Source organism: Collinsella sp. CLA-ER-H11 (assembly GCF_040092445.1).
In the GTDB taxonomy this organism is placed as follows: Bacteria; Actinomycetota; Coriobacteriia; order Coriobacteriales; family Coriobacteriaceae; genus Collinsella.
Genome location: NZ_JBBNLN010000021.1, coordinates 1 through 12,955, shown reverse-complemented (window position 1 = coordinate 12,955; position 12,955 = coordinate 1). Strand labels below are relative to the sequence as shown.

The following is a 12,955-nucleotide window of genomic DNA, read 5'->3' as shown; positions in this document are numbered from 1 at the left end:
ATTTCCCCGGACAGGACCACCTTTGCCGCCGAGACCTTGAACTGCCTGTCGTATCGCTTTCTTCTTTGGGTCATCTTGAACACCTTTCGCTCTTAACTAGGTGTCCAATTCATCATACCCACTCCAAGTCCGGACCGCCCCGCGGTCCAACTTTCTGTCCGCACCCCCAAATCGGCCTTCAAGCCCAAAAACAGGAACTATTCCACCGCAACTTAAAAGAGCGCGTCCCAACAACGTGCCCCTATCTTGTGCATTCCATCCGCATCGCCATTTTGCTGCACTGACTTCTCTGAATTCCGGGCCCTAGTTAGTCAACCTGGCTCCCGGGGCGGACCGGAGGGCATGAAGTTTGTCGCGAGTTCCGCACGCAAAGGAAAGCACTTAATGTGCTTTCCGTCTTGCGCAGGACTGTAGAGCAGCAAACTTCATGCCCTCCGGTCCGCCCCGGGAGCCACTTCTAAGTTATCCCCCGGCATTCAGAAAATCTAAGTGCCAAAAAATAAGATTTTTTGACTCCGTGTTGTATAACCCGCCATTCGTGGGTACCATTCAACGCGTACGCAAACAAAAAAGGGTTAATTCGCGTGGTATAACCGCGCGGCCCAAAAAGGAGGAGACAAGCATGTCGTCTTTGAAGCCGCTTGCAGATCGTGTTCTGGTCAAGCCCGACGAGGCCGAGCAGAAGACCGCTTCTGGTCTGTATATCGCCAGCAACGCTCAGGAGAAGCCGCAGCGCGGCACCATCGTTGCCGTGGGCGCCGGCAAGGTCAACGACAAGGGTGAGCGCATCCCCATGGACGTCAAGGTTGGCGACGTTGTCATCTACGGTAAGTTCGGTGGCAACGAGGTCAAGGTCGACGGCGAGAAGTATCTGCTGATGCGCGCCGACGACATCTACGCTGTCGTCGAGGCCTAGTCTCGTCAGAATCTCTGATTCGTCTTTGAACGCGCCCGCCGCATAGGACTCGGAAGCGGCGACGCGAGTCACGTTTCTTTTGGAGGATTACCTACCATGGCAAAGAACATTACGTTCAACACCGATGCCCGCGCTAAGCTTGCCAAGGGCGTCAACACTCTGGCCGACGCCGTTACCGTCACCATGGGCCCCAAGGGTCGCTACGTTGCGCTGCAGCGCACGTTCGGTGCTCCGACCATCACCAACGACGGCGTTTCCGTCGCCAAGGAGATCGAGCTCGAGGACAACATCGAGAACATGGGCGCTCAGCTGGTGAAGGAGGTCGCCACCAAGACCAACGACACCGTGGGTGACGGCACCACTACCGCAACCCTGCTCGCTCAGGCCATCGTCAACGACGGTCTGCGCAACGTCGCCGCTGGCGCCAACCCGCTGGCCATCCGTCGCGGCATCGATAAGGCCGTCAACGCCGCCGTCGCCGAGATGAAGAAGCAGGCCAAGCCGGTCGAGACCAAGGAGCAGATCGCTTCCGTCGGTACCATCTCCGCCGGTGACCCCGAGGTCGGCGAGAAGATCGCCGAGGCCATGGAGGTCGTGGGCAAGGACGGCGTCATCACCGTCGAGGATTCCCAGACGTTCGACATCACCATCGACACCGTCGAGGGCATGCAGTTCGACAAGGGCTATGTCTCCGCTTACTTCGTCACGGACAACGACCGCATGGAGGCCGTGATGAAGGATCCGTACATCCTCATCACCGACCAGAAGATCTCCAGCGTTCAGGACATCATGCCCGTTCTCGAGGCTGTCCAGCGCGCTGGCCGTGGCCTGCTCATCATCGCTGAGGACATCGACGGCGAGGCTCTGCCGACCCTGGTCCTCAACAAGATCCGTGGCGCCCTCAACGTCTGCGCCGTCAAGGCCCCGGGCTACGGCGATCGCCGCAAGCGCATCCTCGAGGACATCGCCGTCCTCACCGGTGGCCAGGCTGCCCTGGACGAGCTGGGCGTGAAGGTTGCTGACATCACCGCTGATATGCTCGGTACCGCTAAGTCCGTCACCATCTCCAAGGACAACACCGTCATCGTCGGCGGCGCTGGCTCCAAGGAGGCCATCGACGCCCGTATCGCTCAGATCAAGGGCGAGATGGAGAACACCACCTCTGACTTCGACCGTGAGAAGCTCCAGGAGCGCCTGGCCAAGCTCTCCGGTGGCGTTGCCGTCATCAAGGTCGGCGCTGCTACCGAGTCCGAGCTCAAGGAGATCAAGCACCGCGTCGAGGACGCCCTGCAGGCTACCCGCGCTGCTGTCGAGGAGGGCATCGTCGCCGGTGGCGGCGTCGCCTTCATGGACGCTGCTCCTGCGCTCGACGCCGTTGAGCTCGACGACCCCGAGGAGAAGATCGGTGTCGACATCGTCAAGAAGGCTCTGACTGCTCCGGTCGCTACCATCGCCAAGAACGCTGGCTTTGAGGGCGCTGTCGTGGTCGACAAGGTTGCCGAGCTGCCCGCCGGCCAGGGTCTCAACTCTGCCAACGGCGAGTGGGGCGACATGATCGAGATGGGCGTCCTCGACCCCGTCAAGGTCAGCCGCGTCACCCTGCAGAACGCTGCTTCTGTCGCCAGCCTGATCCTCATCACCGAGGCTACCGTCTCCGATGTGCCCAAGAACACTCAGCTTGAGGATGCTATCGCTGCCGCTACCGCTGGTCAGCAGGGCGGCGGTATGTACTAAGGCCGACAAGGTCTAGAACTCCCACCGGGAATCCGGGGGCGGGACGGGGACTTCTCTCCGGAACGTCCTCGGACATGCAAAGAGGCTCCGCATCGCGCTTCGCGCTGCGGAGCCTCTTTGCGTCCTGCGGAATATTCCGGAGAGAAGTCCCCGTCCCGCCCCCGGATTCCCTGCGTTTACGGCCTTGAGGTCGGCGGGCGGAGAAGAACGTGGTTGTGAGGGATACGTGTCCCGGTTGCTGTTTCGCGCTTTGCGCGAAAGGCGCATCACTTTGGGATGGGTGGGGAACGTGGTTGTTGCGGCAGCTGATCCCCACCATAAATTACCCTCGGCATACTTGCGCGAACGATTGCTCGTGCTACACTTACAAGTGCTGTTTCAGGGCGGGGTGGAATTCCCCACTGGCGGTAAATCGGGCGGTGCCAAACGGCGCCGTGGAGCAGGCGAGGCGTCTGCGACCGAGCCGATGAGTCCGCGACCCGAGCGTGTGTTGGTTCGCATGCCGGCTGAACTGGTGAGATCCCAGTACCAACGGTTAGAGTCCGGATGAAAGAGGCAGGTGATCTTATGTCTGAACAGTCGCAGCATATCCATTTTGAGAACACGAATAGGTGGAGCACCAAACAGCTCGTTACCATGGCGCTGATGTGTGCCTTGAGCGCGTTGTTTATGTATGTGCAGCTACCCATCCTTCCTTCGGCGCCGTTTTTGACGTATGACCCGTCGCTGGTACCGGCGATGGTGTGCGGGTTTGCGTATGGTCCTGGCGCCGGCACTGCTGTTGCCGCTATGGCTATCGTTATCCATGCGCTTACCACGGGCGATTGGGTCGGTGCGCTTATGAACTTGGTTGCTACGCTGGGTTATATTCTGCCCGCGGCTATCGTGTACCAGAAGATGCATACCTATAAGGGTGCTGTGATTGGCCTGGTGCTCGGCGTCATTGCCGCTACGGTGCTGTCTATGGTTGCAAACCTTACCATTGGCGTATGGTTCTGGTATGGCTCGGTCGATGTGATCGCCCCGCTCATGATTCCTGCCGTGCTGCCGTTCAACCTTATCAAGACCGTGCTTAACTCGGTGTTGACACTGGCGGTGTATAAAGCGGTCTCCAACCTCATCACGCCTAAAAAGGACCAGGTCAAAGGCCGCGCATGATTGAGTGTCGGGGCGTTTCCTTTAGCTATGACGGTGCCGCCCAGGCGCTTGACGGCATCGATCTGAGCATTAAGGACGGCGAGTTTTTCTGCATCCTCGGTGGCAATGGGTCGGGTAAGTCGACGTTTGCCAAGCATCTGAATGCGCTGCTGCAGCCCGATGCGGGCACGGTGCGCATCAACGGCATGGATGCGTCCGACCCCGAGCTGGTCTACGACATTCGTTCGACCGCGGGCATGGTATTCCAGAATCCCGATGACCAGCTGGTGGCAACGCTTGTCGAAGATGACGTTGCGTTCGGTCCCGAAAACCTTGGCGTGCCATCGGCGCAAATTGCGCAGCGCGTACGCGAGGCGCTGAAGGGCGTGGGCCTGGTGGGCTTTGAGCGCCACGAGACCCATGCGCTTTCGGGCGGCCAAAAGCAGCGCGTGGCGCTTGCCGGCGTGCTCGCCATGGAACCGCGCGTGCTCATATTGGACGAGGCTTCCTCGATGCTCGATCCGCGTGGACGCAAGGGCCTCATGAAGGCTTGCCGCGCGTTGCACGCTCGCGGCATGACCATCGTGATGATTACGCACTTTATGGAAGAGGCTGCCGAGGCCGATCGTGTCGCCGTGTTTCAGACGGGACGAGTTGCCATGCTGGGCACGCCCGATGAGATTCTGACGCGGGCGAATGAACTCGTTCAGCTCAACCTTGACATGCCAGAGTCGTGCCGTTTGGGCATGGCACTTCGTGCGAAGGGCGTGTCCGTTTGCGCGCAGGTGCGTGAGGCGGATATGGTCGCCGAGATTGCGCAGGCTTATGCCGAGCGGAGTGGGGCAGGCACCGCGGGGCAGTCTTCCGCATCCCAGTTGGAAATCGCTGACGGCGCTGTTCCGGTAGACAACGAGGGGAACGCGTCGGAGCCCGTCGTCGAGCTATCCCATGTTTCGTACAGTTATTCGCTCAGTCCGCGCGAGCGCCGCCGCTGGCATAAGCGCTCGGCCACTGCGGGCAAATCGAGCAAACAGGTTCTCTGGGGAAACGACCCAAGCAGCCCGTGGGCGCTGCGCGATGTATCGCTGACGGTGCGTCGCGGCGAGTTCCTGGGGCTAGCAGGCCATACCGGTTCGGGTAAATCGACGCTGGTCCAGCATCTCAACGGGCTGATCCGTCCGCAGGAGGGAAGCGTTTGCGCGCTGGGGCTCGACCTATCAAACAAGAAAGACGCCGCTGCGGTTAAGGCCAAGGTCGGCGTGGTGTTTCAGTATCCTGAGCGTCAGCTGTTTGCCGAAACCGTGGCGCAGGACGTGGCGTTTGGTCCGCACAACCTTGGCTTGCCGCAAGATGAAGTCGACCGTCGTGTCGAGTCATCGCTCTCACGCGTGGGCCTCGACCTTTCCACGGTCGGCGACAAGAGTCCCTTTGAGCTTTCGGGCGGTCAGCAACGGCGCGTGGCATTCGCCGGCGTGCTCGCCATGGAGCCCGAAGTCCTGGTGCTCGATGAACCCATGGCGGGGCTCGATCCGGCTGCGCGCAGGGATTTCCTAGGGCTCATCGATCGACTTCACCGCGATGGCCTGACCGTTGTCATGGTTTCGCACAGCATGGATGACCTGGCCAATTGCTGCGACCGTATCGTCGTAATGAACGAAGGTGCGGTATTTGCCGAGGGAACCCCCGTGCAGGTGTTTGCGCATGCCGATGAGCTCAAGTCGATCGGCTTGGGCGTACCTGCTGCTCAGCGCATGGCGTTGGCGCTCGCGGAAGCGGGCGTGCCGCTGCGTCGCGGCGGGCTCTATACGGTTGAGTCGTTGGCCGACGAGTTGGTAGATTTGCTGATCGGTCGCTCGGACGGTCCTTCTAACGTCGCGGACATTGCTAAATCCAAGACGGTCGCGCGAGAGGAGGGCTGCTGATGGAGGCGTTTTCGTTTGGCAGTTACTATCCCGGCGATAGTGCAATCCACCGCCTGGACCCGCGAACCAAGTTGCTCTTGGGCTTTGTGTTTCTGATCACGACGCTCACGGTCAGCAGCTTCCGCGGACTGGCCTCGGTCGCAATTTTCGTTGTCCTGCTCTATACCGTGTCCCGGGTGCCGTTGTGCCGGGTCCTATCATCGATGGCGCCGCTGCTGGCAATCGTCGTCGTGGTCGCGGTGCTCAACTTGTTTACCGATCAGAGTGGGCGCATCCTGTGGCAGCTCGGCTTTCTGCAGATAAGCGAGGGCTCACTGCGTTCTGCCGCCTTTATGGCGTGCCGCCTGACGTTGATGATGGCCGGCATGAGCGCCATTACACTCACCACGCCGACGCTCGACCTCACCGCGGGCTTTGAGCGCCTGCTCGCGCCGTTTGCGCGTGTGGGACTTCCTGCGCACGAGCTCGGCATGATCATGGGTATCGCGCTGCGCTTTATGCCGCAGTTTGCCACCGAGATGAAGCAGACGGCCGATGCGCAGGCGAGCCGCGGTGCGCGCATGACGGGCGGTCCGCTCGGCGGCGTGCGTATGCTCGGCAGTGTGGCGATTCCGCTGTTCACGGGCGTGTTCCGCCATGCCGAGACGCTGTCTGCCGCCATGGATGCACGCTGCTATCACGGCGAGCAGGGCCGCACGCGCCTGCATGCGCTTGCATTTGGCCGCGGCGATGCGTTGGCGGCGGTGGTGACGGCGTTGCTGCTCATCTGCGTCATCGTCATCAACCTTCAACTTGTTTAGGCGCGATTCGAGCGCAAGAAAGGGGTCCCTATGACCGACAACGACCGCACGGCTCAGCTTGAGCGCGCCTGTTCGTATCTCAGGCGCATTCCGGCGTGGTATCTGGCCACGACCGATGTAGCCGACGGGCATCAGCCTCGCGTGAGGCCGTTTTCGTTTGCCATGGTCGATGACGGTAAACTGTGGTTTTGTACGTCGCGCGACAAAGATGTGTGGGCGGAGCTGAGCGCGAATCCCAAGTTTGAGCTCTCGGGCTGGAAGCCGGGGGAATGTTGGATCGTATTGACCGGCGAAGCCGCACTTGAGGACGACGCAGTTGCGAGCGACAAGGTGCGTCAAGCGGGTTTTAAGCACATGGTGGGCATTGGCGAGGAACACGAGAGTGCCAACGACGGCCGTCTTGCTTTCTTTTCGGTCCGCAACATTGCCGCGCGCTTCTGTGATATCGACGGCAGCGAGGAGCGCCTGGAGCTCTAGCGCGTCTCAAATTAACTACCCGTTCTGAATTAGCTAATGCCAGGAGGACACATGGACGGATTGAATACGGTGTTGGAGTATCTGACGTCAGTGCCGGCATGGTATTTGGCGACGAGCGTTGACGGACAGCCGCATGTGCGTCCGTTTTCGTTTGCGCAGATCCAGGACGGCAAGCTGTGGTTTGTAACGGCGCGCACCAAAGATGTGTGGCAGGAGCTGCTGCAAAATCAGCGCTTTGAGGCCACGAGTTGGTGGCCGGGCCATGGCTGGCTCATCTTGCGCGGGCGTGCCGGCTTGGATGACCGGGCTTTAGACAAAATGCGCGAAGCCGGGTGGAAGCATCTAGAGCGCCTGGGCGAGCACTATGAGGGGCCTAACGACCCCACGCTCGTCTTCTTTAGCGTCGAGGATCCCGAGGCTTTTATCTGCAATCACGACGAATGGGTGCCGGTCGAGCTCTAGCCAGCTGGCTCATCCTAACAACTTGGTTTTCGCATGGGCGGGCCCCGTATTGCCCGACGCCGTTAGGAGCGCCGGTCAATACGGGGCCCGCTCCATTTGTCAATTCCTTCAAGCGAATGTGTCGGGAATGTTTCAATGCATGAATATGCAAGCCATTTACGTGTTCATGCATCTTTTGGTGCTAAAGTTTCAACCCACTTCATAACGACCGCTGCGAAATGCGCATCGGTGCATAAATCGCAGACAAGGAGTCTGATATGTCTTTAAAGGTTGGAATCGTCGGCGCGGCTGGATATGCCGGAGCCGAGCTCATTCGCCTCGTGCTCGGCCATCCCGAGTTTGAACTTGTCGCCATTACGTCCAACGCCGATGCCGGCCAGCCGCTGTCTGCGGTGTATCCGAGCTTTGCCGGCGTGAGCGATCTGGTTTTCACCACGCATGACGCCCCCGAGCTCAAGAGCTGCGATGCGGTTTTTCTTGCCGTGCCGCACACGGCTGCCATGGCACAGGTGCCCGCGCTGCTTGCATCGGGCGTCTCCTGCTTTGATCTTTCGGCCGACTACCGCCTGAACGACGCGTCCGTCTTTGAGACGTGGTATGCCGCCGAGCATACGAGCCCCGAGCTGCTCAAGACCCGTGCCTTTGGCCTGCCCGAGCTATTCTGCCGGGACTTGGAGACCGCCGCATCCGACCATGCCGACGGCAAACCCGTGCTGGTCGCCTGCGCCGGTTGCTATCCCACCGCAACGAGCCTTGCCGCCGCGCCCGCCGTGCGCGCTGGCTGGGTTGCCCAGAGCGGCCCCGTGATCGTTGATGCCATCAGCGGTGTGACGGGTGCCGGCAAGTCCTGCAACGCTCGTACGCATTTTTGCAGCGCCGACGAGAACCTGGAAGCCTATGGCGTGGGCAAGCATCGCCACACGCCCGAGATTGAGCAAATCCTTGGCCTGACCGATCGCGTCGTCTTCACCCCGCATCTGGCACCGCTCAAGCGCGGCCTGCTCTCCACGGTGACGCTGCCGCTCACGCCGCAGGCCATCGACTCCCTGGCTCTTGAGGATGTCGTCGACTATTACAAGCAGTTCTACGCTGGACGCACCTTTGCGCGCGTGCTCGATGCCGGCCAGCAGCCCAAGACGGCTTCGGTCGTCGGCACCAACGCCGCCCAGATTGGCCTCGCGCTCAACAAGCGCGCGGGCGTGCTGGTGGCGACGGGCGCCATCGACAATCTGTGCAAGGGCGCTGCGGGCCAAGCGGTCCAGTGCGCCAACATCGTCTTTGGCTTTGACGAGCGACGAGGCTTGCCCACAGTGGCGTGCCCGGTGTAGCACATTCGATTGTTAACGATTTGGTAGTCGGGCATCGAGTGGGGCGCCACTCTTAAGCTGGTCTCATGATCACGACTGGCATGGCGCACCAACCGATGTCCGTTTTTTGTTTGACATAAGGAGTCATAAAGACGATGAATACCGAGCTGTTTGATATCAAGATTCGCGCCGTCGAGGGTGGCGTTACGGCTGCGGCTGGTTTTAAGGCTGCAGGCATCCACGCTGGGTTCCGCAAGAACCCCGAGCGTCTGGATTACGCGCTCGTCGCGCCCGATAAACCCTGTCCCGGTGCCGGCGTGTTTACGACTAACCGCTTTTGTGCGGCGCCCGTGCAGGTGAGCCGTGCCAACCTGGGCGGTGCCGACAAGGGCTATGGCGTCATCGCCGGCGTTTCGGTCAACTCTGGCAATGCCAACGCCGCCACGGGTGAGACCGGCCTTGCATGCGCGCGCGAGACGTGCAGCATCGCATCGCAGGTCATCGGCTGCGAACCCCAGCAGATTCTGGTTGCCTCCACGGGTGTGATTGGCCAGATTCTGCCGATCGACACGTTTGAGACCGCCATTCCTGCTGCCTACGAGGCGCTCTCCGCCCACGGTGGCGCCGATGCCGCTCGCGCCATCATGACGACCGACACGCACTCCAAGGAGTACGCCGTGTCCTATGTCAGCGAGGCTGCGGGTCATGCGGGCAATGTCTATACGGTAGGCGGAATGTGCAAGGGCTCGGGCATGATCATGCCCAACATGGCCACCATGATCGCAGTTATCACCACCGATGCCCCCGTCGAGCCTGCGGCACTTCATGCCCTGCTGCTCTCGACCGCCAAGCAGACTTTTAACAAGGTAACGGTCGATTCCGACACCTCGACCAACGACACCTGCATCATGCTTGCCTCCGGCGCCGCTGCCGCAGATGCCGAGGCCATCGTCGAGGGCACTGATGCCTTCGACGAGTTGGCATTTGCCGTGCACGAGGTGTGCGAGAGCCTGGCGCGCAACATCGCCGCCGACGGCGAGGGCGCATCCAAGCTTGTTACGGTCAACGTTACCGGCGCCGTGAACGACGAGGAGGCCGATATCGCCGCCCGCGCCGTTGCCAACTCGCCGCTCGTTAAGACCTGCATCGCCGGCCACGACTGCAACTGGGGCCGCGTTGCTATGGCGCTTGGCAAGTGCGGCGTGAAGTTTAATCAGGAAGACGTTTCCATCGACATGATGGGCATGCCCGTCTGTCGCGACGGTCTGACTGTTCCCTTTGATGAGGACGAGGCTCTACGACGTTTCGAGGCGCCCGAGATCGTGATCTCGGCCGACCTGGGCGCAGGCGACGCGGCAACGACCGTGTGGACCTGCGACCTCACGCATGAGTACATCTCCATCAACGGCGACTACCGTTCCTAGATTCCGGGCACGCTGCGCATCTTGCCGCGATTGCGGACAGCGGAGCACGGCGCGATAACGATACGAAAGACGAGGCAGATTATGAAATTCGCACGCGATTGTCGTTCGAGCGAATCCAACGAAGCAACCGCGCAGCTGCTGTTCGAAGCGCTGCCGTGGATTAAGAACCTGACCGGCAAGACGGTTGTTATCAAATATGGCGGAGCCGCCATGGTTGATGAGCAGCTGCGCCGCGACGTGATGAGCGACATCGTTTTGCTCAAGATCATCGGTATGCGCCCCGTCATCGTGCACGGCGGCGGCAAGGCTATCAACGAGGCGCTGAGCCATTACGATATTCCCGTCGAGTTTAAGAACGGCCAGCGCGTGACCACGCCGGCGACTATGGATATCGTGCGCGAGGTGCTGGGCGGCAAGGTTAACCAGGAGCTGGTTGCTGCCATCAACCACCACGGCAACCTGGCCGTGGGCGTGTCGGGCAGCGATGCCGGCACGCTCATCGCCGAGCCGCTCGACCCCGAGCTCGGTCGCGTGGGCAAAGTGACGCACGTCAACACCGACTATATCGAGCGCTTACTCGATAGCGAGTACATCCCCGTCATCGCTACCGTCGCGGCGGGGGAGGACGGCGGTTTCTTCAACATCAACGCCGATACCGCCGCCGGTGCCGTTGCCGCGGCGCTCCACGCGCATAAGGCGATCTTTTTGACCGATGTCGATGGCCTGTACAAGGACTTTAGCGACAAGGACTCGCTTATCTCCAACCTAACGCTCGACGAGGTTAACGAAATGCTCTACGGCGGCGAGGTCGATAAGGGCATGATTCCCAAGCTGCGTGCGGCTGTCGACGCGCTTACCGCTGGCGTGTTCCGAGCTCACATCATCAATGGCACGACGCCGCATTCGCTGCTCCTGGAGCTGCTGACCGATGCCGGCGTCGGCACCGTGATCCATTCCACCGAGACGGCTTACGAGTTCGATACGCATCCGCATCCGCTTTCGACGTTTGCTGCGCGTCTGACCGAGAACCTTGACGAGGTCGAGAAGCTTCAGACGGTCTAGCTGACCCGCAGCCGCCCCATTCCTGCACCCATAGCCCCGCGCCGTCTGGCGCCCAACGAAAGGCATCCCATGTCACTTGCAGCTCAGCAATCGCTTGAATCCCATTACGTTATGCATACCTTTGGCCGCTCTCCGGTCGAGTTTGTCGAGGGTCACGGCATGAAGCTCACCGGCGACGATGGCCGTGAGTACCTCGACTTTCTTGCCGGCATCGGCGTGTGCAGCCTAGGTCATGGCAACCTGGCTGTGCTCTCGGCGCTCGAGGCACAGACCAAAAAGCTCATGCATGTCTCCAATTACTTCTACATTGAGCAGCGCGGACAGGTCGCGGCGCTGCTGTCCAAGCTTGCTAACGACGACGTAGATGGTGCGCGCGTGCTTGCCGATGCCATTGTCGCCGGCGATGAGACCACGGCAGCTGCTCTTGGTGCCCCGGCTGCGGATGAGCAGGTTTGGGAGACCTTCTTTGCCAACTCTGGCGCCGAGGCCAACGAAGGCTCGATGAAGCTCGCGCGCCTGTACGCCAAGCGTGCCGGTAATGGCGGTAACACCATCGTGTGCATGCGCGGCGGCTTCCACGGCCGTACGCTCGAGACCATTGCCGCCACCATGCAGGATTGGCTGCAGGACAGCTTCCGCCCGCTGCCGGGTGGCTTTGTGGCCTGCACGCCCAACGATGTGGATGAGCTGCGTGCGATCTTTAAGCAGCTGGGGAGCGAAATTTGTGCCGTGATGCTCGAGCCGATCCAGGGTGAGAGCGGTGTGCATCCCATGACCGAGGAGTTTATGGCTACGGCGCGCGACTTGGCGCACGAGGTGGGTGCCGTGCTTATCGCCGACGAGGTCCAGTGCGGCATCTTCCGCTCTGGCAAGCCATTTGCATTCCAAACCTATGGCGTGGAGCCCGACATTATGAGCCTTGCCAAGGGCATTGCCGATGGCGTGCCCATGGGTGCCGTAGTGGCAAAGAAGGAGATTGCCGACGTGTTTAAGCCGGGGGACCACGGCTCGACCTTTGGCGGTAGCTGCTTGGCCGTCGCGGCGTGCGCCGCGACGCTCTCCGCGCTCGTGCGCGGCGATTATGCCGACCATGCTGCCAAGGTGGGCGCCTATATGGAGGCAAAGCTCGCCAAGCTGCCGCACGTGACCGAGGTACGTGGCCGCGGCTTGATGCTCGGCTGTGATTTGGATGATGCCGCGGGCGACGCGCATGATGTTGTTGCCCGCGCGCTGGCCGCCGGTGCCGTGATCAACGCTACGGGTGCGCATACGCTGCGTTTCCTGCCGCCACTTGTCTGCGAGGAAGCCGACGTGGACAGCCTGATCGAGATACTGTCGGGTGTTTTGGGCTAACGCGGCGCAATAACTCAATTTTGACCGGGTTCCGGACTGCGGACGTGCCCTATGCGGCATGATTCAGCGGTCTGGAACCCGTTTTGCCTTAGATTTGCTAAGGCAGGGAGACCTGCTGGTCAAAAAACATCAAATATGAGTACTGCTACCGATTTGATAGCAGCAATTTTGGACTAATAAGGCCAGATGGCAAGTCGAAATGGCGATGAATGCACGATTTTGATCCGACTATTAGGTAGCGCACAGAGATGTGGTGTAAGAGGCGGGGCATGCCCCGCCTCCGCCCTTTCAAGAAAGGACGGGGACACCGCCTAGAATTCGTCGTTGGAGTAATGAAGGTGACGAATGGAAGGAAAGGCGA

Annotated in this window: 11 protein-coding genes and 1 riboswitch; all 11 genes read left to right on the top strand. The window is 60.7% G+C overall.

All coding sequences use genetic code 11. The features are described from left to right. Positions 1-622: 622 nt before the first annotated feature. The 11 genes from groES (at position 623) to AAAX35_RS09435 (ending at position 12,594) form a co-directional block, all read left to right on the top strand. Positions 623-916: a co-chaperone GroES gene (gene groES / locus AAAX35_RS09485; protein ID WP_022094351.1), complete on the top strand. Its 294-nt coding sequence runs from the start codon at positions 623-625 to the stop codon at positions 914-916. 96 nt (positions 917-1,012) lie between these two features. Next, positions 1,013-2,650: a chaperonin GroEL gene (gene groL, locus AAAX35_RS09480; RefSeq protein WP_055309443.1), complete on the top strand. Its 1,638-nt coding sequence runs from the start codon at positions 1,013-1,015 to the stop codon at positions 2,648-2,650. Positions 2,651-3,020: 370 nt separating this feature from the next. Then, positions 3,021-3,212: riboswitch (FMN riboswitch) on the top strand. Positions 3,213-3,217: 5 nt separating this feature from the next. Further along, entirely contained in the window at positions 3,218-3,808 is a 591-nt protein-coding gene (locus AAAX35_RS09475) for an ECF transporter S component (RefSeq protein ID WP_349117448.1), read from the top strand. Continuing rightward, positions 3,805-5,709, top strand: coding sequence for an energy-coupling factor transporter ATPase (locus tag AAAX35_RS09470; protein WP_349117447.1), 1,905 nt, complete (start codon positions 3,805-3,807; stop codon positions 5,707-5,709). Before AAAX35_RS09475 ends, AAAX35_RS09470 begins: the two co-directional genes overlap by 4 nt. Continuing rightward, a complete protein-coding gene (locus tag AAAX35_RS09465; RefSeq protein ID WP_349117446.1) occupies positions 5,709-6,509 on the top strand; it encodes an energy-coupling factor transporter transmembrane component T in 801 nt (266 codons plus the stop codon). Before AAAX35_RS09470 ends, AAAX35_RS09465 begins: the two co-directional genes overlap by 1 nt. A gap of 30 nt (positions 6,510-6,539) precedes the next feature. After that, positions 6,540-6,986 carry a pyridoxamine 5'-phosphate oxidase family protein gene (locus AAAX35_RS09460; RefSeq protein ID WP_117648255.1) on the top strand — a complete coding sequence of 149 codons (447 nt, stop codon included), beginning with the start codon at positions 6,540-6,542 and terminating at the stop codon, positions 6,984-6,986. 51 nt (positions 6,987-7,037) lie between these two features. Continuing rightward, entirely contained in the window at positions 7,038-7,448 is a 411-nt protein-coding gene (locus tag AAAX35_RS09455) for a pyridoxamine 5'-phosphate oxidase family protein (RefSeq protein WP_349117445.1), read from the top strand. A 257-nt stretch (positions 7,449-7,705) separates the two neighbouring features. Further along, entirely contained in the window at positions 7,706-8,776 is a 1,071-nt protein-coding gene (gene argC, locus AAAX35_RS09450) for an N-acetyl-gamma-glutamyl-phosphate reductase (protein ID WP_349117444.1), read from the top strand. Positions 8,777-8,910: 134 nt separating this feature from the next. Further along, positions 8,911-10,179, top strand: coding sequence for a bifunctional glutamate N-acetyltransferase/amino-acid acetyltransferase ArgJ (argJ, locus tag AAAX35_RS09445; protein ID WP_349117443.1), 1,269 nt, complete (start codon positions 8,911-8,913; stop codon positions 10,177-10,179). 81 nt (positions 10,180-10,260) lie between these two features. Beyond that, positions 10,261-11,241: an acetylglutamate kinase gene (gene argB, locus AAAX35_RS09440; RefSeq protein ID WP_117798529.1), complete on the top strand. Its 981-nt coding sequence runs from the start codon at positions 10,261-10,263 to the stop codon at positions 11,239-11,241. Positions 11,242-11,310: 69 nt separating this feature from the next. Further along, entirely contained in the window at positions 11,311-12,594 is a 1,284-nt protein-coding gene (locus AAAX35_RS09435; protein WP_349117442.1) for an aminotransferase class III-fold pyridoxal phosphate-dependent enzyme, read from the top strand. The last annotated feature ends 361 nt before the right edge of the window (positions 12,595-12,955 follow it).

Bases quoted from the DNA above. Each gene is read 5' to 3' on its own strand.
- groES (WP_022094351.1), top strand. From the start codon at position 623: ATGTCGTCTTTGAAGCCGCTTGCAGATCGTGTTCTGGTCAAGCCCGAC.
- groL (WP_055309443.1), top strand. From the start codon at position 1,013: ATGGCAAAGAACATTACGTTCAACACCGATGCCCGCGCTAAGCTTGCC.
- AAAX35_RS09475 (WP_349117448.1), top strand. From the start codon at position 3,218: ATGTCTGAACAGTCGCAGCATATCCATTTTGAGAACACGAATAGGTGG.
- AAAX35_RS09470 (WP_349117447.1), top strand. From the start codon at position 3,805: ATGATTGAGTGTCGGGGCGTTTCCTTTAGCTATGACGGTGCCGCCCAG.
- AAAX35_RS09465 (WP_349117446.1), top strand. From the start codon at position 5,709: ATGGAGGCGTTTTCGTTTGGCAGTTACTATCCCGGCGATAGTGCAATC.
- AAAX35_RS09460 (WP_117648255.1), top strand. From the start codon at position 6,540: ATGACCGACAACGACCGCACGGCTCAGCTTGAGCGCGCCTGTTCGTAT.
- AAAX35_RS09455 (WP_349117445.1), top strand. From the start codon at position 7,038: ATGGACGGATTGAATACGGTGTTGGAGTATCTGACGTCAGTGCCGGCA.
- argC (WP_349117444.1), top strand. From the start codon at position 7,706: ATGTCTTTAAAGGTTGGAATCGTCGGCGCGGCTGGATATGCCGGAGCC.
- argJ (WP_349117443.1), top strand. From the start codon at position 8,911: ATGAATACCGAGCTGTTTGATATCAAGATTCGCGCCGTCGAGGGTGGC.
- argB (WP_117798529.1), top strand. From the start codon at position 10,261: ATGAAATTCGCACGCGATTGTCGTTCGAGCGAATCCAACGAAGCAACC.
- AAAX35_RS09435 (WP_349117442.1), top strand. From the start codon at position 11,311: ATGTCACTTGCAGCTCAGCAATCGCTTGAATCCCATTACGTTATGCAT.